This is a genomic window from Bradyrhizobium sp. sBnM-33, from assembly GCF_032917945.1.
Classification (GTDB): domain Bacteria; phylum Pseudomonadota; class Alphaproteobacteria; order Rhizobiales; family Xanthobacteraceae; genus Bradyrhizobium.
In genome coordinates, this window is sequence record NZ_CP136624.1 from 8,660,249 (window position 1) to 8,678,802 (window position 18,554).

The window sequence follows — 18,554 nt, forward strand, 5'->3', positions numbered from 1 at the left end:
CGACTTGCAAGGCAACCTTTCCTGCGTCGCGCAAAAGCAGTTAATCCAACGCCGGTTTGCTGTGAATGGTGCAACGCAAAAAAATGGAATGACCGAGGAATCGCGCTGCGCCGGCCGAGCCCAACAGGGAACTCGGAGAAAATGCTTCGCCGTCGGAGGACGCGCTGCGTCAATCCCTGAACAGGAGGTCTCGGCCGAGCTCATCGATGGTGGAAACCGCAGCAAGTGCCGTACGCAGCCGATCGAGGTCGCGGCCCGACAATCGCTTTACGGCAACCGCATTGGAAGGCGGGATGCCGTGGGCGATGTCCTCAAGCTGCTGCGACAGGATGAGATCGAGGAAGACGCGCTGGGCTTCGCCAAGCGCATCGAGATCGCTCTCGCTGGCCTGAACCCTCGCCTTCACGCCGGCCAATCGCGCCGACGTCGACCGTTCCATGACGTGATAGCGAATGGCCATCGCGCGCACCCATGCAACGAGACCAAACAGTGCGGCCGCCTTGAGGTCGATACGGCCGGCGACCGTGCGGATCCCGCCGAAAAGTTTCAGGCTCGCCGGAACGCTGACGTTCTCGACCAACAGTTTGATAAACGCGACCTGGCCTTCGGCCGCCGCGAAGGCCGCCTGACGCACCGAGACAGCAAGGCTGCCGTCGCCGCGAACCGCCCGCAGGTCGAAGAAGATATCGACGGACAATAGATCGGCGGGACTCGAACGCGTGATCCACTTGTCGACGCGATCCTGCCATGTTGCCACCGAGCCGCGCCAAAGCGCGTTCTTCGCCATGACGCCGCCCTTGCAATAGGGCACGCCGACCTCGTGCAGGATATCGGCGACATGCGTCCCGAGTTCGGCAAACCAGCGATCCTCCTCGCCGTCGGGCTCGCCATGCGCGAAGATCACGGCGTTGTCCTGATCCATCGCCAACAAGCTCTCGCCGCGTCCGGCCGATCCGAGCACAAGCAGCGCATACTCGCACGGCGGCCCGCCTCGGCCGCTCTCCCGCATGATCCGCTCGGCGATCACTGCGGCCTGGCGAGAAAGAGCGCCCAGTTCGCGGGAAATGACTTCGGCGATATCGCGACCGGACAATCCTTCCGCCAGAAGCAATTCCGCGACTCGCGGCAACTGCGCCCAGGCCGCCGCCAGCGCATGCGCGTCGGCGGCGGCGTCGATCTCGTCGCCGAGCGATATGGCCTCGCCTGCGCGCAGGCGCAGCAGATCGCGCGCCGATAATGCGCCGATCACGCAGCCCTTCTCGTCGACGGCGCCGAGATGTCGGGTCTTGAGGCGATGCATCCGGCCAATAGCGCGGTAGACAAACGCTTCCGACGGGACCGCCGCCAGCGGCTGGCTCATGATCTCGGCGACCGGCCGTTGCAGCGCCGGGGCGCCATCCCGGGCCAAGGCGCGCAACACGTCGCGTTCCGTGACAATGCCCGCGTCAGCCGCCTTGATCTCCGGCTCAGGCTGCGGCCGGTGGACGTAGACCGCCGAGATCTTCTCGTCCGTCATGCGCGCCAGCGCTTCGCCGACCTTGGTATCCGGTGAGACGAAGATCGCGGGCGTGCGCATGATGTCGCGGATGCGATGGCGAAACGCATAACTGTCGAAGCGCTGCAGGGTCTCCTCAGCATCGACGCGGGCGGTGGCGTCGACAGCGTCGATCCAGCCGCTGCGCACCTGATCGTCGAGCACGGTGGTGAGTGCGCGACAGGCGCGTTCGGCTTCGGCGACAGTCCGGATGCCGTGCTCACGCAGCTTCGGCACCAGCGCCAGGAATATCCGCGCGGCCATGACCGCATCGCCGAGCGCGGAGTGCCGGCCGGCCGTCTCGATGCCGAGCCAGCCTGCGAGCTTGTCCAGCGTATAACCGGCCAATTCGGGCGCGGCGATCTGCGCCAGCAGCCGGGTATCGAGCGTTCTCGGCCGCGACCAGGGAATGCCGGCCAGGTCGCATTCGCGCTTGAGGACCGCCAGATCGAACCCGACCGTGTGGCCGATCACGACGGATCCGCCGAGAAACGCCTTGAAGCCCGGCCAGACCTCCGCGAACGGCGGCGCTCCCGCGACGATAGCGTCGTCGATGCCATGAATGCGGGTGGCTGCAGCCGGAATCGATTCCCCCGCCGGCCGCAGCAATTGGCGAAACGTATCGCCGGCCGCTAGCTTTCCGGCCGAGAGGCGCACCCCGGCGAGCTCGATCACCCGCGCCTTGCGCGGATCGAGCCCGGTCGTCTCCGTATCGATGACAACGGCGTCGAGCGACAAAAGCAGGGCTCCGCCGGCCGTCTTGTCCATCGACCTCTCCCGCCCGCGCCCGCCGCCCGCTCCAACGCCGCTCTACGGTCCCGGCATCGGCAGGCTTCGGACGGTCCTATTTCAAAAGCGCACCGATCACCGCGGCCGCATCGATGCGGTCCGCCAATTCGTCATGGATGTTGCACAGGCTGACACGCAGATAGTTGCGCGTGGTCTGGAAATCGCGCCCGCGCAGCTTTTCATGGATCGGCATCATGGCAAAGTAGCTCTCAGCCAGCGGTTCGGGAATGTCCATCACCCGCTTGGGCGCGTGCCCGCCGGCCAGGTCGAGCCGATGCGCCAGTTCGCGCCGCGCCTCCTGCCAGGCGGCCTCGCCGATCGAGGGCGGCACCGGATAGCGATCGAACACCGAAAGGACGACCGCGATGATCTGGTCGAGCACCGCCCGGCGCTCATCCCCGGCGTGCGGACGCAATACGACATCTACCGTCTCGCCGACCATCGACAGCCCGAGCGGAAACGCCTGCCAGCGCGCCCGCTCGACCGACCTGGCAAAGCCCTCCTCAGCAAACAGCACCTTGGAATAATGCCCTGCGCGGGCGCGCGAATATTCGTAGATTCCCTTCTGCACGATGAATGCCGATTGGGCGTCGATGAAGTCCGCGAGCGCCTCGCGGTCGCGAATCGGCGGACGGGGACGAAACAGTTTTTCGAACAGCTTCATTGCAGTCTTTTCCGGCGCGGCGACCTGGATCAGCTTGTCCAACTATCCGGTACCTGCAAAGCGCAATGATTCCAATGCAGCATCGCTGTTAGCAGTCGCAACATATTCTACCCGCCGAAAGTATTATTAAGAACTGACTATTCGTGGTGTTAGCCTTCGTTAGTTCCAAACCGGCACAAGAGCGGTTGGGACTGCGGCGCAGGGGGGTGCCGCGCTGACGGGATTGCAATCCCCTCGATCGTTCGATCCCGGCTCACTTGCTGACCGGTGTCTTGAGGGAGGATTTGCAACCCATGCCTAACCCCACAGATCTGAAAGCAAAAGAAGAAGCACACTGGGCGAAGACGTCACGCCTGATGTTCACGCATCTCGGCATCTGGTTCTTCTTCGGCTTCGTCATCCACATGTTCGTGAAGCCACTCAATACTATCGTCATCCCGATCCTCGGTTTCCCGCTCGGCTTCTACATGGCGGCGCAGGGGTCGCTCATCGCGTTCGTGGTCATGCTGTTCGTATTCGCGAAACAGCAGGACAAGATCGATCGCGAATTCGGCTTTGCCGAGGAAGATTGAGGGAGCATCGACATGGCCACACAAGGCGCTGCCACTTCGGATTTCATCAAGAATCTCGGCAGGATGTACGGGACCTACACCGGCGGGTTCCTGGCGTTCATCATTCTGCTTGCTCTTCTCGAACAGGTCGGCGTTCCAAACAAGATCCTCGGCTACTTGTTCGTGTTCTTCACGCTAGCGGTCTACGCCATCATCGGGGTGATGACGCGAACGGCGGAAGTCTCCGAGTATTATGTCGCCGGACGACGTGTGCCGGCCTTCTACAACGGCATGGCGACGGGCGCCGACTGGATGTCGGCGGCTTCCTTCGTCGGGATGGCCGGCACCCTGTTCCTGCTGGGTTACGACGGCCTCGCATGGGTGCTCGGATGGACCGGCGGATTCGTGCTGGTGTCGATCCTGATTGGGCCGTACCTGCGCAAGTTCGGCGCCTATACGGTGCCCGACTTCCTGTCATTCCGGTACGGCGGCAACTTCGCCCGCTTGCTTGGCGTGATCGTCCTTGTCGCCTGCTCCTTTACCTATGTGACGGCGCAAATCTACGGCACCGGGATTATCGCCTCGCGATTCCTCGGAATGCAGTTCGAGCTTGCAGTTTTCGCCGGACTTGTCGGCATTCTGCTCTGCGCGATGTTGGGTGGTATGCGGGCGGTGACCTGGACACAGATCGCACAATACATCGTCCTGATTATCGCCTATCTGACGCCGATCGTAATCCTGTCCACCATGAAGTACGGGATTCCGATTCCGGAACTCACCTACGGGCAGGCCATCGTGGATATTACCGCGCGCGAGCAGCAAATGTTGGCGACGGGTCTTGCGACACCCGCAGCGCTGAAGCCGCACATCCAGCCCTTCATCAATTATAGCCCGCTCAACTTCTTTGCGATCATCATGTGCATGATGGTCGGTACGGCGTCGTTGCCGCACATCCTGATGCGCTACTTCACCACCCCGTCGGTGCGTGAAGCGCGCCAGTCGGTCGCCTGGTCGCTGCTGTTCATCTTCCTGCTGTACTTCTCCGCGCCGGCCTACGCGGCGTTCTCCAAGCTGGAAGTCTACACCAACATCATCGGGCGGGACCTGACGGCGATTCGCCCGTGGTTGTTCAGTTGGGGTGAACTCGGGCTGATCCAGATCTGCGGCAAGAACGCAGCCAGCATCGATGCGGTTATCGCGGCGTGCAAGGCCATCGCCGACCACCCCGGGGTCGTGCGGCTGCAGGACTTCGTGATCAACACGGACGTGATCGTGCTCTCCACGCCGGAAATCGCGGGACTTCCCTATGTGATCTCGGGTCTAGTGGCAGCGGGCGGTCTCGCCGCCGCGCTCTCCACCGCCGACGGCCTGCTGCTCGCCATCGCCAACGCGCTGTCGCACGACATCTACTACAAGATGATCGATCCGAACGCGCCGACCATTCGCCGGCTGACCGTAGCTCGCGCTCTCCTGGTGGGCGTCGCCGTGGTCGCAGCCGCGACGGCCGCAACCAAACCGGGCGACATCCTGGCCATGGTTGGCTGGGCGTTCTCACTGGCGATGGCCGGTAACTTCCCGGCGCTGGTCATGGGCGTCTGGTGGAAGCGGACGACCGCGACGGGTGCCATCTGCGGCATCATTGCGGGCTTCGGGCTCTGCCTGTTCTATCTCGTGACAACCCGGTACTTCCCCGGCGCAGGCGTCAAGTACTTCGGCATGACCTCGCTGCTGAACCCCGTGACGGGGGCTCCGGTGGTCGACATCGCGAAGGCCATGGCGGCGCCCAATGCCATGGAAAGCTTCCCGACGTTGGCTCACCCGCTGGCCAACAAGGTCGGGTGGTTCAACCTCAACAACATCGCCTGCGGGCTGTTGGGAACACCACTCGGCTTCGCTGTCATCTACATTGTCAGCAAGCTCGGCAGGGAGCCATCGGCCGAAATGCAGGCCTACGTCGACGAAATCCGGAAGCCGCGCGGCAGGACGGTGCTCGAGGAGAAGACCACCTAGGTTCTTCGACTGGAGATCGATGGACGGGGCCCTCAGGGCCCCGTCTTCGTTGGCGGCACCTTATCTGGCTTGCCGGGATATCGTGGGCTTGCCATTGTTGGTCGAGCGCGGCTGGTTGCGAGGTCGGCCGGCTGTCTCACCGTCAAGCTGCGAGGAGAAACGTTCTTGGATATCGCAAGCTCGCTCGTGGCATATTGGTACTTTCACCTGCCTAATTTTATTCTTGCGGTGTTGATGTACACGTTGCTTGGCCGCGTTCTGCTCGGTCTGATGGTCGATGCAGACTCGCCGAATTACATCTGGCGATTTTTCTGCCGAATCACCGATCCCGTCGTCGCCGCTGTCGCGATCGTGACGCCGAAGGTGACCCCGCCAGTCGTGATTTGGCTGTTCGGCTTTGTCTGGCTGTTCTGGCTGCGCGTCGCCCTTCACTACACCCTGCTGCTGTTCAATCTGGCGCCCCGACTTGGCGGAGCCGCATCATGAACCGCAACTTCTATTTCATAGGCATCGCTTTCTTCGGGATGATCAATGGCATCTTCAATCAGCTCGCGCTGATTTTCACGCTGCTGTATGTCCAGTTGCTCGCCGGCCCGCTGCTGTTTGGCAGCCTGTCGCTGACGCTGATGTTCTCATCGCTAATGGTTTCGACTGCGACCGTCATCCTTGGTGGGATTCCGGCGGCGATCTACGAGCGGGTCACCGGCGGCTCGGAATCCAGCGACGCATCGCTCTGGATATGGCTTGCCGGAACCGCCCTTCTCGCGCTGCCCGCGGTCGGTAACTTTCTCAAGATCGGGCTGTAACGGCCAATTCGCGGTGTTGAGGGCGGGCCGCGCTGCCGCTACGCTGTGGCCTCTTTAAATCCGGCATGTGTCCTTGATCGACGGAGTGGCGGACCGTGGAAGAGATGCGCCGTATCGCCTACGAAACAGTGCTGCGCGCCTGCGGCTTCGCCTCGCTCGCCATCTTCTGCGTCATGATAGGATTGTCATTCCTGCCGCGCTCGGCCTTCCAGGCTGGAGGTTTTCTCAGCATCCTGATGACGCTGGTTCTGGTCGTGAAAGCCTGGGAAGCCCGGACCAAGGATCACCGGCGTACCGAGATGTGGCTCTACCTCCCCAAGGAGAGCCGTCCGCCCCAGGCTTCCGCGCAGCGGACAGTTTCGACGATCATGCGCGAGACCTATCTGCTGTTCGCGCTATGGACTGCCACGGTCTCGATCGTGATGTGGAGCATTGCGCTCGTCTTCTCAGTCATTGGACTTTAGTTCGAGACTGCGCCGAACTGGCGAGGCTCCCGGCGCGGTCAGATCACCGCTTGCAGCTTGTTGGACCGGCCACACGTCGACGGGTTAAAGCGCTGAATGCCAAGCTTTCCATCTGCCGGAAATCCGCGCTGCCTACTGATTACGCAATCCGGGATTATGGAAAAGCAGTGGCTAGAACCAGGTCCTGATCAGCACAGGCCCCGACGCCAGCCGAAAGTACTATTGGGCCAAGCTTCGCGAACATGTAGTGAGCCCTATTCATAATGCGTGATCGGACGCAACGCACATCTTTGCGATCATAAAAACGGGGAGCGATTCGGAAATGTCTACAATAACTGCCACGTCCGGCAAGGCCGCCGGAATGACGAAGGACGAACGTTTCGTCATTCTAGCCTCCTCGCTCGGCACCGTCTTCGAATGGTACGACTTTTATCTGTTCGGTTCGCTTGCCAGCGTCATCGGCGCGCAGTTCTTCGGCGTCATTGATCCCGCAACGAATCAGCCAATGTTCAACCAGGCCACCCGCGACATCTTCGCGCTGCTGGCGTTCGCAGCAGGCTTTATCGTTCGTCCGTTCGGCGCCATCGTGTTCGGCCGCATCGGCGACATCGTCGGCCGCAAATACACCTTCCTCGTCACCATTCTGATCATGGGCCTGTCGACCTTCATCGTCGGCATATTGCCCAACGCGGCGACCATCGGCATTGCGGCGCCGATCATCCTGATCGGCCTGCGCCTGCTGCAGGGCCTCGCGCTCGGCGGTGAATATGGCGGCGCGGCGACCTACGTGGCCGAACATGCCCCGATGGGCAAGCGCGGCTATTACACCTCATTCATCCAGACCACGGCAACGCTCGGCCTGTTCCTGTCGCTGCTGGTGATCCTGTTCACCCGAACCGCACTCGGCGAGCCTGAATTCGCCGCCTGGGGCTGGCGCATTCCGTTCCTGGTCTCGGTGCTGCTGCTTGGCATCTCCGTATGGATCCGGCTGCGGCTGAATGAATCGCCTGTGTTCCAGAAAATGAAGGATGAAGGCAAGGGGTCGAAAGCTCCGTTGACCGAAGCCTTCGCCAACTGGAGCAATGCCAAGATCGTACTGATCGCGCTGATCGGCGGCGTAATGGGTCAGGGCGTGGTCTGGTACACCGGCCAGTTCTACGCGCTGTTCTTCATGCAATCGATCCTCAAGGTCGACGGCTACACCGCGAATCTGCTGATCGCCTGGTCGCTATTGTTCGGCACCGGCTTCTTCATCGTGTTCGGTGCGCTGTCCGACAAGATCGGCCGCAAGCCGATCATTCTGGCAGGCTGCCTGATCGCGGCACTGACCTTCTTCCCGATCTTCAAGATGATCACCACCAACGCCAACCCGGCGCTGGAAAAGGCGATCGAATCCGTAAAGGTCGAGGTGGTGGCCGACGCCAAGGGCTGCGGCGACCTGTTCAACCCGGTCGGCACCCGCGTCTTCTCCGCACCATGCGATACCGCTCGCGCCTACCTGGCACAGCAGTCGGTCAAATACTCGACCAGCTATGGCGCTGCAGGCTCCGGCGTGAAGGTCGTCGTCAATGGAAAGGACGTAGCTTACACCGACGCCAAGACGTCCAATCCGGCCGTCCTGGCAGCGGTGCAGGCCGCAGGTTACCCCAAGGCCGGCGATGCCCAGATCGTGAAGATGGCTCACCCGTTCGATATCTTCAAACCGCAAGTTGCGGCGATCATCGGGCTTCTGTTCGTCCTGGTGCTCTTCGTCACCATGGTGTACGGGCCGATCGCCGCGATGCTGGTCGAATTGTTCCCGACCAAGATCCGTTACACCTCGATGTCGCTGCCCTATCACATCGGCAACGGCTGGTTCGGCGGGTTGCTGCCGGCGACCTCGTTTGCGATCGTGGCCTCGACCGGCGATATCTATGCGGGTCTCTGGTATCCGATCATCTTCGCATCGATTACTGCGGTCGTCGGCTTCTTCTTCCTGCCGGAAACCAAGGACGTCGATATCACCAAGTAGCGGTCTTACCGGCGGCAACAGCCGCGGCAGTACGACACCCCAACAAAGCCGGTCGCGGATCGCTCCGCGGTCGGCTGTTTTTTTGAGCTGGGTTCACCGACATCCGCGCGCCGATCTCGTGCACGCGCGGCTGCCGCGGTGCCCGATCGAATGATCGCCACGTCCCCAATGTGGTTTCGCATTTCAGGGGAACGGCATGCGCAGCGAGACTGGCAACCGAGTGCAATGGCGTTGTTTGGTACCCATGATCAGGCTAGACATCGATGATACGGCGTCTCGAAAAGGCAGGGCGGATTGATGAAAAACTGGCGCTATATCGCTATGCACACCGCGGCGGCTGCCGCCTTCATTTTCCTGCTGCAGCGGTATGGGCTGAACGCGTCGCTTGATTCAAGCCTGCTTTGGGCGCTTACCTTTGGTGCGTGCGCCGCGGGGCTTGCCTATATGCAATCCAATCGCTGACCTCTCAATCCGGCTGTGGTCGGTTCACGGCTGGTTTGGTTTCTAGCTCGTCGCACCGGCGAATTGCGGGTTTGCGACCGACAGACGAGGATGCTGGTGATCGCAGCAACCAGGGTTGTGCTCAATCGACGCTGCCGATGAACTGCAGCACGACCTCGCGCCGGTGCGGCCGGGCGCGGTGCTCGACCAGATAGATCGCCTGCCAAGTGCCCAGCGCGAGCGCGCCCTCAAGCACCGGCACGTGCAGCGAGGTTGCGGTCAGCATAGTCTTGATGTGTGACGGCATGTCATCCGGCCCCTCGGTGTCATGGCGCCACCCAGCATTTTCGGGCGCGAGCCGGTTCAGTGCGGTGGTCAGATCGACCAACACGGTCGGATCGGCATTCTCCTGGATCGTCAGCGACGCCGACGTGTGACGGATGAACAGCGTCACCGCGCCCTCGCGCGCATGTGCGTCACGGACGAATTTCGCGACTTCGGCGGTGAGGTCGGTAAAGCCGGCACCTCGCGTTTGCGCGGTCAAGAGCGAGGACACGATGGTGGTGGCGCTGACGGTGGAAGGCGCGGTGCGAGAGATGGATTTGGATGCGGTCATCACTTGCAATCTTCGTAAGGGTGAGAAGGCGCTCTTCGCGCCGTGCCCACCAGTTCTTGCGCCGCTACGCCCACCTTGCGTACGCAACAATTGTCAAATCTTGCCGCTGACGTCCCGCTGCACCCGGTTGGCCATCTCGATCAATCGCCGCCAGGCCCGCTCGAGGAACGACACCATGCGATCCAGGTCGCGGTCGCTCGGCAGCGGGATTTCGATCTTGCGCTCCCCTTCGGCGACCTTCGGCTCGCCTGGTTTCAGGGAGTCCGATTTCGGCAACGGCTCCCCGATCTTGCCGGATACGTTGGGCTCGCGCGAGGCGAGGTCCGCCTTGAGCCGCTCATTCTCGGCCTGCAGCCGGACAATGTCGGCTTGCAGACGGCCGATTTCGACGTCCATCGCCGCCCGCTCGTCAGGTACGGCATAGCAGGCCCAGCCCGCACCCGAATTGTTGCAGGTCGAGACCGCGCCGGTTCGAGTATCCAGGCGAAGCACGCCATCGCCTGCCGGCGACAGCGCGTAACGGCCGTTCTCGGTCTCCGGCATCGGGCCGGCAAGCGCCTGACCGGCACCGGCAAGACAAACGGCCAGCATAATTATGCCGGGCAATTTCGAGGACGTTTTCGCTCTGCTCATGGGCCTTGCTCCCGCCTCAGGACAGTACCGGTTTCCTCGCCCGCCGGGGCGCTTTCAAGGCGCCCTTACACTACCGAGCTATAGGGCGCCCGGCCGGACTTCAACGCGTCACCGAGCAATTCGATGCGGTCCTGCCCCCAGAACACCTCGCCATCCAGCACGTAGACCGGCGAGCCGAACACGTCGGCCGAGAGCGCGTCCTGCCGGTTCTGCTCATAGGCTGCGCTAATTTCTTCCGAGCTCGAGCGCTCCACCAATTGCTTGCCGGGCAGCCCCGATTCATCGGCGAGTTTCGCAATCGTTGCGGGATCGGCGAGATTGAGCTGCTCTTCCCAGACGCCGGCAAAGGCCCGTCGCAGGTATCGGTCGGGATCGTGGCCAGCCTCGAGCGCCGCAATCACGACGCCATCAGCCAGCCGCGCATTGAACGGCCAGTTCGCCGGCTGCAGGTGGAATTTCAGGCCGCGCTTGTCGCGCCAGCGCTGCAGTTCGACCATCCGGTAGCGCTGCCGCACCGGATGGCGCTTCATCAACGGCAAGCCGCCGGTCTCCGAGAACAGATCGACCAGCACTACCGGCTTGTGATTAACCTTGAGATCGTAGGTACTTACCAGGTCACGAAAGGGCTGATGCCCGATATAGGCCCAAGGCGACTGGATCGAGAAATAGTAATCGACCTGACGCTGCATGCGGGCTCCACGGATGGGGATTTTCGCTTCGCTCGGGACATCCCAACAGACCGCCCAAATCTGCGCAAGATCGATCTGTGTGGCAATACTGCTGCACTGCGATCGCGGGTCCACAGGGCCGCAGACGACATTCGAATAAATCCAGAAAAATCAAAGCACTAGCTGGCTACCGCGTAATCTTGACTTGATTAGACGCGGTAAGTATGGTCCGCGCGGCTTTCAAGGGTGACGGGCGTACTTTCCATCAACCGTTGGCATCGTTTAATGTCTTGGCATGGCCGAAGACAAGAACGACAACGCAAGTGGAAATCGCGATCAGCCGTCTTCCGACGAAGCTGCGCTTTCCGCAAGGCTCGGAAGTCTGGATCAACGGTTGTCCGAAATTCGCGACACCCGGAAACTCAGGACTGATCAACCCGGAACTGAAAGCGGAGACAGGGCTGCCAGAGCATCTGCGATGGCGCTGGGTTTCCGGCTTTCCTCGGAGTTGGTTGCGGGCGTTGTCGTCGGTGCAGCGATTGGCTGGGGGTTCGACCGTTTGTTGTCGACATCGCCGTTCGGTTTCATCGTGTTTCTGCTGCTCGGCTTCACTGCCGGTGTGGTCAACGTGGTGAGATCTGCAGGCGTAGCTTCCCGCAGACGCTGAGCATCGACGGGAAGTCACGACATTTGAAATTCGATGCCGGCCAGGCCGGTGGATAAAGAGCCGCGCGGATGAAAATCGACCCGATCCACCAGTTCAATATCGAACCCCTCTTCACGATCGGCCATATCGGCAATCAGACGATCGCCTTCACCAACTCCTCGCTCTACATGTTCCTCACGGTAGCCGTGATCTCGCTACTGATGATCGGCGGCATGGCGGGACGCCAACTGGTTCCCGGGCGGCTGCAGTCGATCGCGGAAATCTCTTACGAATTCGTCGCCTCGACGATCCGCTCTACCGCCGGCGCGGAAGGCATGAAGTTCTTCCCGCTGATCTTCTCGCTGTTCATGTTCATCTGCATCTCGAACCTGATCGGCATCATTCCCTATACGTTCACGGTTTCGAGCCACATCATCGTTACCGCGGCGCTGGCCTTCCTGGTTTTTTTCACCGTCCTGATCTACGGCCTCTACAAGAACGGCCTCAAGTTCTTCAAGATTTTCGTGCCCTCCGGCGTGCCGATCTACATCCTGCCGCTGGTCATGTTCATCGAAATCCTGTCGTTCTTCCTGCGACCGGTCTCGCACAGCGTACGTCTGTTCGCCAACATGCTGGCGGGCCACATCGCGCTGAAGGTGTTCGCAGGCTTCGTCGCGATGCTCGGCGTGTCGCTCGGCGCGCTCGGCTGGGTCGGCGGCATGCTGCCGCTGGCGCTCACGGTAGCGCTGACCGCGCTTGAGCTCTTGGTCGCGTTCCTGCAGGCCTACGTGTTCGCGATCCTGACCTGCATCTATCTCAACGACGCCATTCATCCGGGACACTAAGCGGTCCGGGGAATTTCCACCCACACCTTTGTCTTACCCCTCAAGGAGCTATAGAAATGGAACCGGCAGCAGCTAAACTTATCGGCGCGGGCATCGCAGCAATTGGCATGGGCGGCGCGGGCGTCGGCGTCGGCATCATCTTCGGCAACTACCTCGCTGCTGCCGTGCGCAATCCTTCGGCAGCCCAGGGCCAGTTCGGCAACCTGATCTTCGGCTTCGCCGTGACCGAAGCGCTCGGCATTTTCTCGCTGCTGATCGCGCTGCTTTTGCTGTTCGTTCCGCTCTGAGCTGCACCCACTCGCGCCGCCTCCGGGCGGCGCGCCTGACCGCAACAGGAGAACCCCGTGGCTGAAAAAAGTCATGGTACCCCGGCCAAGGGCACCGGCGCCCACACCGAAGCCGACGGCGGACACGGCGGAGGATTTCCTCCGTTCGAGTCGAGCACGTTTGCTTCGCAGCTGGTGTCGCTCGTCATTGCATTCGTCGCGCTCTACGTGATCGTTTCCCGCTTTGCGCTGCCGCGCGTCGAAAGCGTGATCGACGCACGTCAGAACGCGATCGAGGGCGATCTGGCGGCGGCGCAGAAGTTCAAGGACGAGTCGGACGCGGCGCTGAAGGCGTATGAGACCGAACTCGCTTCCGCCCGCGCCCGCGCCCAGGCCATCGGCAACGAGACCCGCGAGAAGCTGAACGCGGCCGCGGAAGCCGAGCGCAAGACGCTGGAGGACCAGCTCACCGCCAAGCTTGCCGCCGCCGAGAAGCAGATCGCGGCAACGCGGGAAGCCGCGATGAGCAATGTCCGCGGCATCGCAGCGGACGCGGCCGGCGCCATCGTCCAGCGCCTCACCGGCGTGCTGCCCGACAGCAAGACGGTGAGCAAAGCCGTTGATGTTTCGTTGAAGGGATAGACCGATGTTTACCGAACCGGAAACCTGGGTCGCGATTGCCTTCGTCATCCTGCTGGTGCTGTTTGCCTATCTCGGCATCCACAAGACGGTACTGACGGCGCTCGATCATCGCGGCGAACGCATCAAGGCGGAACTTGACGACGCCCGCCGTCTGAAAGAGGAGGCCGCCAAGCTGCTCGGCGAGTATCAGACCCGCCGCGCCAGCGCCGAGCGCGAGGCCGAGGAGATCGTCGCCAACGCCAAGGCCGAAGCGGAGCGCATCGCGACCGAAGCCAAGGCCAAGATGGAAGACTTCGTCGCCCGCCGCACCAAGACCGCCGAGAGCAAGATTGCGCTGGCCGAAGCCCAGGCACTGGCCGACGTCCGTGCCGCCGCGGCCAACGCTGCGGTCGAAGCCGCCTCGACCATCCTGTCGCAGTCGGTCAAGGGCTCGGTCGCCGACGACCTGCTCGCCAAGGGCATTGCCGAGGTTCGCGCCAAGCTGAACTGAGCGCTTTCCTCCATCAATCAAAAGCCGGCGCGAGACGATCGCGCCGGCTTTTTTATTGCTTCTTCTTCTTCGGTGCCGGGCGTTCGGGCTTTAAGGCCTGCGGGTCGAATCCGATATAGAAGATGTAGCTGTCACCGACGGCGCCGGGGGGCGCCGGATAGGTGAGGTCTTCGGCGACCAGCGTGAACGGCTCGCTGCCGCTCTCGGTCATATTGACGGTGGTCTGGTAGGCCTTGGTGGCGATGGTCTTCTCAGATACGCCGCCATGCACCACTGCGACACGTATAGGGACCTGGACCGAGGCCGGCGCGCCGGCGGGACCCGCGATGACGCGGCCCTGAATGCCGATCCGCGCCGTGATCACGCCGCCATTGATGCTGCATTCGCGGGCCATCTTGCTGATCGTCGCCTGGAACCGCAGGTCGTTGCCGACCGGCTGCTTGCCGGGCGCAGCGACCGCGTAGGTGGATGCGCCTGACCGGACCGTGACCGGCGGACAGGTCAGATCGCCAGTGTCCTGCGGAACTGTCGGCGCAGCGGTGGCCGGCTCCTCGTCCGACTTGCCACCGAACAGGCTCTTGAAACGGTCGGTCAGCGATTGCGCCGATGCCGGCGCCGCCGTCAGACAGGCCAGACCGCCCGCGACCGCAGCCACAGCCATCACCCTGGCCAAACGATTGTCACCCATGCGACGTCCCCGCAATCCCATCGTCCCACGTGAATTTGTTCGCGGCGGCGTTATAGCAGCCCAATGGCGGCGAACCCAAGGCACCCAAAAGGCTTAGAAATCAACGGTTCAGCCGCGGAAATCCTCATGCAGCAGGCCGAACAGCAGGTGGTCCTGCCAGATGCCGTTGATACAGAGATAGCGCCGCGCCAGCCCCTCGCGGGTGAAGCCGCATTTCTCCAGCACCCGGATCGACGGCGTATTGGAGGGAATGCAGGCTGCCTCGATGCGGTGCAGATTGAGCTCGCCGAACAGGGTCGGCAGCAGTACCCGCAGCGCCGCGGTCATGTAGCCGCGGCCGGCGTGAGGCTCGCCGACCCAATATCCGATGGTGCCGGCCTGCACGATGCCGCGGCGGACATTGGCGAGCGTAATGCCGCCGATCATGGCGCCATCACGCTCACGGAAGATGATGAAGGGATAGGAGCGGTCGGCGGCGATATCCTCGGCGTAGCGGCGCAGCCGGCGACGGAACCCGGCGCGGGTCAGATCGTCCGACGGCCAAATCGGCTCCCATGGCGTCAGATAGGTCCGGCTTTGTTCGCGCAATTGCGCCCATTGCGGAAAGTCCGCCATCTGGGGAGCGCGCAGCAGGAGACCGTGGCCGCGCGGCACGAGCGCAGCCGGTCCGCTGGTTGGCAAACGAAACAGGGCCATGCCGCTCTCTCCCGCCCTAACTAGCTCTCCCTCGCCCCGCTCTGGCGGGGAGAGGGTCGGGGTGAGGGGCTCTCTCCACGAGCCGTATTCGCAGAGAGAGCCCCTTACCCGGCGCTTCGCGCCGACCTCTCCCCGCAAGCGGGGAGAGGTTAACAACCTTAATGTAGGAGCGTTTTCGCCTTTGACCGCGTCAATCCTTCCGCAAAAGACACCGCCGTGTCCAGGCCCCTTCCGCTGCCAAGCGCGACAACCGCCGGCCGGCTGCGGGATAATAGCGCATGCGCTGCGTTGCGGGTCGATTCGATGGAGACCGCATCGATCCTGGTGACCAGCTCCTCCACCGTCAGCGGCCGTCCATAGGCCAGCACGTGCCGCGCAAGCTGTTCGGCCCTGGACGAGCAGCTTTCCAGCGCCATCAACAGCCCCGCCTTCATCTGCGCTTTCGCCCGCGCGATCTCGGCTTCGGTCAGGGTTTCCACGGCGTCGTTGATGACGTCGACGATCACCTCCATCATCTCCGGGGCGTCGCCGGGATCCGTGCCGGTGTAGAGGCCGAAGAACCCGGTGTCGGTATAGGGCGCGTGGAAGGTGTAGATCGAGTAGCAGAGGCCGCGCTTTTCGCGCACTTCCTGGAACAGCCGCGACGACATCCCGCCGCCCAACGTGTTGGTGAAGACCTGCAGCGAGAACAGCGACAGGTCGGTCTGCGGCACGCCTTCGAGCGCCAGCGTCAGATGCGCCTGTTCGAGATCGCGGTGAACCACGCGCGAGCCGCCCTTGCCGAACATCGCGGCTTGCGGCTTCGGTGCCGGCGTGGCGTCGAAGCTGGCAAACTTCTGCGCCGCTTCCTCCACCACGCGCTTGTGGTCGACCGCGCCGGCGGCCGCCACCACCATGTCGGGGCCGCGGTAATGCGTCGAAAGATAGCCGCGCAGCATGTCGCGATCGAAATTCTTCAGCGTCTTCGCGGTGCCGAGCAGCGACCGGCCCATCGGTTGGTCCGGAAAGCAGAGCTCGTTGAGGTGCTCGAACACGACGTCGTCGGGCGTATCCTGCGCCGCGCCGATTTCCTGCACGATGACGCTCTTCTCGCGCTCGAGTTCGTCAGGCACAAAGGACGGATTGGTGAGGATGTCGGAGAGCACGTCGAGCGCGAGCGGCACGTCGGCCTTCATCACCCGCGCATAATAGGCCGTGGTCTCGGTCGAGGTCCCGGCATTGAGGTCGCCGCCGACAGCCTCGATTTCTTCCACAATCTCGCGCGAGGAGCGCCGCGTCGTGCCCTTGAAAGCCATGTGTTCGAGGAGATGCGAGATGCCGTGCTCGTTCGGCTTTTCGTCGCGACCACCAACGCCGGCCCAGACGCCGAGCGCCGCGGTTTCCAGATGCGGCATGGTGTCGGTGACGACCGTCAGGCCGGATGGCAGCTTGGTGACGTCAACGCTCATCCCGCAACTCCCTGCTTCGCAGCGCGGCTGACCGAGCGCACGAATCGCTCCACCTCGGCTGAATCGTTTTTCATCACCGTGATATGTTCGGATTTGGTCATGAGGCCGTCGAGCCAGGCCGGCAGTTGCGGCCGCACGCCGCACGCGGCTTCCACGGCATCGGGGAACTTGGCCGGATGCGCGGTCGACAACACGATGTTGGGGATCTTCGAGTCCGACGTATCGCGATCGGCCACCGCCAGCGCCACCGCGGTATGGGGATCGACGAGGTCGCCGACCTCGCGCCAGGCGGCGCGGATCGCGGCCGACGTCTCGGTCTCGTCGGCGCGGCCGGCGTCGAACTCCTCGCGGATCGCGGCCAGCATGGCATCCGGCAGCACGAAACGTCCGGACTGTTTTAGCGAGGCCATCAGCCGGCGGACACTGTCGGGATCGCGACGGCTGGCCTCGAACAACAGCCGCTCGAAATTCGAGGAGACCTGGATATCCATCGAAGGCGAAGCCGAGGCATGAACCTCGCGGACTTCATAGATGCCGGTCTTGAGCGTGCGCGGCAGGATGTCGTTGATGTTGGAGGCGATGCGTAGCCAGCGCACCGGCAGCCCCATCCTCTTCGCCACGTAGCCCGCAAAGATGTCGCCGAAATTTCCCGTCGGCACTGTGAAATCCACGGTTCGCGCGGGCGCTCCGAGCGCCACCGCCGACGTGAAGTAGTACACTACCTGCGCGACGATCCGCGCCCAGTTGATCGAGTTGACGCCCGACAACGAGACCGCGTCGCGAAAGCCGTGATGGTTGAACATCGCCTTCAGGATCGCCTGGCAATCATCGAAGGTGCCCTCGATCGCCACCGCATGCACATTGGCAGCGCCCGTCGTCGTCATCATTCGCCGCTGCACGTCGGAGATGCGCCCGTTCGGGAACAGCACGACCAGATCGACATTGTCGAGATTGGCAAACGCATCAACGGCGGCGCCGCCGGTGTCGCCTGAAGTGGCGACCACGATGGTGGTGCGCTGGCTGCGCTTGGCCAGCACATGATCCATCAGCCGCGAGATCAACTGCATCGCGACGTCCTTGAACGCCAGCGTCGGACCGTGGAACAGCTCCAGCACGAATTGATGGGGGCTGACCTGGTTCAGCGGCACCACCGCGGGATGGCGGAACGTCGCATAAGCCTCATTCGCCATGCGTCCGAGGTCAGCGTCGGAAATTTCGCCTGCAGCAAACGGCTTGATGACGTCAACGGCAACTTCCCAATAGGGCCGGCCGAAGAAGGAGGCGATGGTCTCGCTCGATAACTGCGGCCAGACTTCAGGCACGTAGAGGCCGCCGTCGCGGGCGAGCCCGGTCAGCATCACATCGCAGAAACCCAGGACGGGGGCCTCCCCCCGCGTCGAAATATAGCGCGTCAAACCACCCTCCAAAGGCGCAAGCCCTATGCCAAGCCTTTGATATTAGCCATGAATTAGATTTCGCCAAGCGCGAAGCGAGGGCGCACCATAATGGGTTTTGTGGCGAAGGGGAAATGGCATGAGAGGGGAAAAGACTGTTCAAGACGCGCGGCGTGGCCCTTCCACGTCATGTATGGACGGCCCCCTCTCGGCAAGGGCTTTTTGGTGCTTCGGCAATGGATCGGGGAGCGG

At 62.6% G+C, this 18,554-nt stretch carries 21 protein-coding genes; 12 read left to right on the forward strand and 9 right to left on the reverse strand.

What is annotated here, in order from left to right; all coding sequences use genetic code 11:
• Positions 1-169: 169 nt before the first annotated feature.
• Positions 170-2,302: a DUF294 nucleotidyltransferase-like domain-containing protein gene (locus RX328_RS40680; protein WP_213246406.1), complete on the reverse strand. Its 2,133-nt coding sequence runs from the start codon at positions 2,300-2,302 to the stop codon at positions 170-172.
• Between the two features lie 76 nt (positions 2,303-2,378).
• Positions 2,379-3,029 (reverse strand): hypothetical protein, encoded by a 651-nt coding sequence (locus RX328_RS40685; RefSeq protein WP_213246404.1) that lies wholly within the window; start codon positions 3,027-3,029, stop codon positions 2,379-2,381.
• Positions 3,030-3,280: 251 nt separating this feature from the next.
• Between RX328_RS40685 and RX328_RS40690 the strand changes: the two genes are divergently transcribed.
• The 7 genes from RX328_RS40690 to RX328_RS40720 all read left to right on the forward strand — a co-directional run bounded on the left by RX328_RS40690 (position 3,281) and on the right by RX328_RS40720 (position 9,291).
• Positions 3,281-3,559 (forward strand): DUF4212 domain-containing protein, encoded by a 279-nt coding sequence (locus RX328_RS40690; RefSeq protein ID WP_213246402.1) that lies wholly within the window; start codon positions 3,281-3,283, stop codon positions 3,557-3,559.
• 12 nt (positions 3,560-3,571) lie between these two features.
• Positions 3,572-5,548, forward strand: coding sequence for a sodium:solute symporter family protein (locus tag RX328_RS40695; protein ID WP_213246400.1), 1,977 nt, complete (start codon positions 3,572-3,574; stop codon positions 5,546-5,548).
• Positions 5,549-5,713: 165 nt separating this feature from the next.
• A complete protein-coding gene (locus RX328_RS40700) occupies positions 5,714-6,034 on the forward strand; it encodes a hypothetical protein (protein WP_213246398.1) in 321 nt (106 codons plus the stop codon).
• Positions 6,031-6,354, forward strand: a complete 324-nt coding sequence (locus RX328_RS40705; protein WP_213246396.1) for a hypothetical protein — start codon at positions 6,031-6,033, stop codon at positions 6,352-6,354. The genes RX328_RS40700 and RX328_RS40705 overlap by 4 nt, the downstream gene beginning before the upstream one ends.
• 95 nt (positions 6,355-6,449) lie before the next feature.
• The gene (locus RX328_RS40710; protein ID WP_213246394.1) at positions 6,450-6,818 is read left to right on the forward strand and encodes a hypothetical protein; all 369 of its coding nucleotides are present in this window, start codon (positions 6,450-6,452) and stop codon (positions 6,816-6,818) included.
• Positions 6,819-7,179: 361 nt separating this feature from the next.
• Complete coding sequence (locus RX328_RS40715) at positions 7,180-8,829, forward strand: MFS transporter (RefSeq protein WP_213247040.1); 1,650 nt, start codon at positions 7,180-7,182, stop codon at positions 8,827-8,829.
• A gap of 297 nt (positions 8,830-9,126) precedes the next feature.
• Complete coding sequence (locus RX328_RS40720; RefSeq protein ID WP_213246392.1) at positions 9,127-9,291, forward strand: hypothetical protein; 165 nt, start codon at positions 9,127-9,129, stop codon at positions 9,289-9,291.
• A 121-nt stretch (positions 9,292-9,412) separates the two neighbouring features.
• Here the strand turns inward: RX328_RS40720 and RX328_RS40725 are convergent, their stop codons facing one another.
• The 3 genes from RX328_RS40725 to RX328_RS40735 all read right to left on the reverse strand — a co-directional run bounded on the left by RX328_RS40725 (position 9,413) and on the right by RX328_RS40735 (position 11,208).
• Positions 9,413-9,886, reverse strand: a complete 474-nt coding sequence (locus RX328_RS40725) for a secondary thiamine-phosphate synthase enzyme YjbQ (RefSeq protein WP_213246390.1) — start codon at positions 9,884-9,886, stop codon at positions 9,413-9,415.
• Positions 9,887-9,979: 93 nt separating this feature from the next.
• The gene (locus RX328_RS40730; protein WP_213246388.1) at positions 9,980-10,519 is read right to left on the reverse strand and encodes a hypothetical protein; all 540 of its coding nucleotides are present in this window, start codon (positions 10,517-10,519) and stop codon (positions 9,980-9,982) included.
• Between the two features lie 65 nt (positions 10,520-10,584).
• Complete coding sequence (locus RX328_RS40735; RefSeq protein ID WP_213246386.1) at positions 10,585-11,208, reverse strand: 2-hydroxychromene-2-carboxylate isomerase; 624 nt, start codon at positions 11,206-11,208, stop codon at positions 10,585-10,587.
• A 274-nt stretch (positions 11,209-11,482) separates the two neighbouring features.
• Here RX328_RS40735 and RX328_RS40740 point away from each other — a divergent pair, with 274 nt between their 5' ends.
• From RX328_RS40740 to RX328_RS40760, 5 genes are all read left to right on the forward strand, one after another.
• Positions 11,483-11,854 (forward strand): AtpZ/AtpI family protein, encoded by a 372-nt coding sequence (locus RX328_RS40740; protein ID WP_213246384.1) that lies wholly within the window; start codon positions 11,483-11,485, stop codon positions 11,852-11,854.
• A 68-nt stretch (positions 11,855-11,922) separates the two neighbouring features.
• Positions 11,923-12,678: a F0F1 ATP synthase subunit A gene (locus RX328_RS40745; RefSeq protein ID WP_213246382.1), complete on the forward strand. Its 756-nt coding sequence runs from the start codon at positions 11,923-11,925 to the stop codon at positions 12,676-12,678.
• Between the two features lie 56 nt (positions 12,679-12,734).
• Positions 12,735-12,965, forward strand: coding sequence for a F0F1 ATP synthase subunit C (locus RX328_RS40750; protein ID WP_028348038.1), 231 nt, complete (start codon positions 12,735-12,737; stop codon positions 12,963-12,965).
• 57 nt (positions 12,966-13,022) lie between these two features.
• Positions 13,023-13,586, forward strand: a complete 564-nt coding sequence (locus RX328_RS40755; protein WP_213246380.1) for a F0F1 ATP synthase subunit B' — start codon at positions 13,023-13,025, stop codon at positions 13,584-13,586.
• Positions 13,587-13,590: 4 nt separating this feature from the next.
• On the forward strand, positions 13,591-14,076 hold the full coding sequence (locus RX328_RS40760) for an ATP F0F1 synthase subunit B (RefSeq protein ID WP_213246378.1): 486 nt from the start codon (positions 13,591-13,593) through the stop codon (positions 14,074-14,076).
• Positions 14,077-14,128: 52 nt separating this feature from the next.
• On the opposite strand, the gene RX328_RS40765 is transcribed toward RX328_RS40760, so the two are convergent.
• The 4 genes from RX328_RS40765 to thrC all read right to left on the reverse strand — a co-directional run bounded on the left by RX328_RS40765 (position 14,129) and on the right by thrC (position 18,323).
• Positions 14,129-14,764, reverse strand: a complete 636-nt coding sequence (locus tag RX328_RS40765; protein WP_409410720.1) for a hypothetical protein — start codon at positions 14,762-14,764, stop codon at positions 14,129-14,131.
• 108 nt (positions 14,765-14,872) lie between these two features.
• The gene (locus RX328_RS40770; protein ID WP_213246375.1) at positions 14,873-15,460 is read right to left on the reverse strand and encodes a GNAT family N-acetyltransferase; all 588 of its coding nucleotides are present in this window, start codon (positions 15,458-15,460) and stop codon (positions 14,873-14,875) included.
• Between the two features lie 158 nt (positions 15,461-15,618).
• Positions 15,619-16,908: a M16 family metallopeptidase gene (locus RX328_RS40775; RefSeq protein ID WP_213246373.1), complete on the reverse strand. Its 1,290-nt coding sequence runs from the start codon at positions 16,906-16,908 to the stop codon at positions 15,619-15,621.
• A complete protein-coding gene (gene thrC, locus RX328_RS40780; RefSeq protein WP_213246371.1) occupies positions 16,905-18,323 on the reverse strand; it encodes a threonine synthase in 1,419 nt (472 codons plus the stop codon). The genes RX328_RS40775 and thrC overlap by 4 nt, the downstream gene beginning before the upstream one ends.
• Positions 18,324-18,554 lie beyond the last annotated feature (231 nt).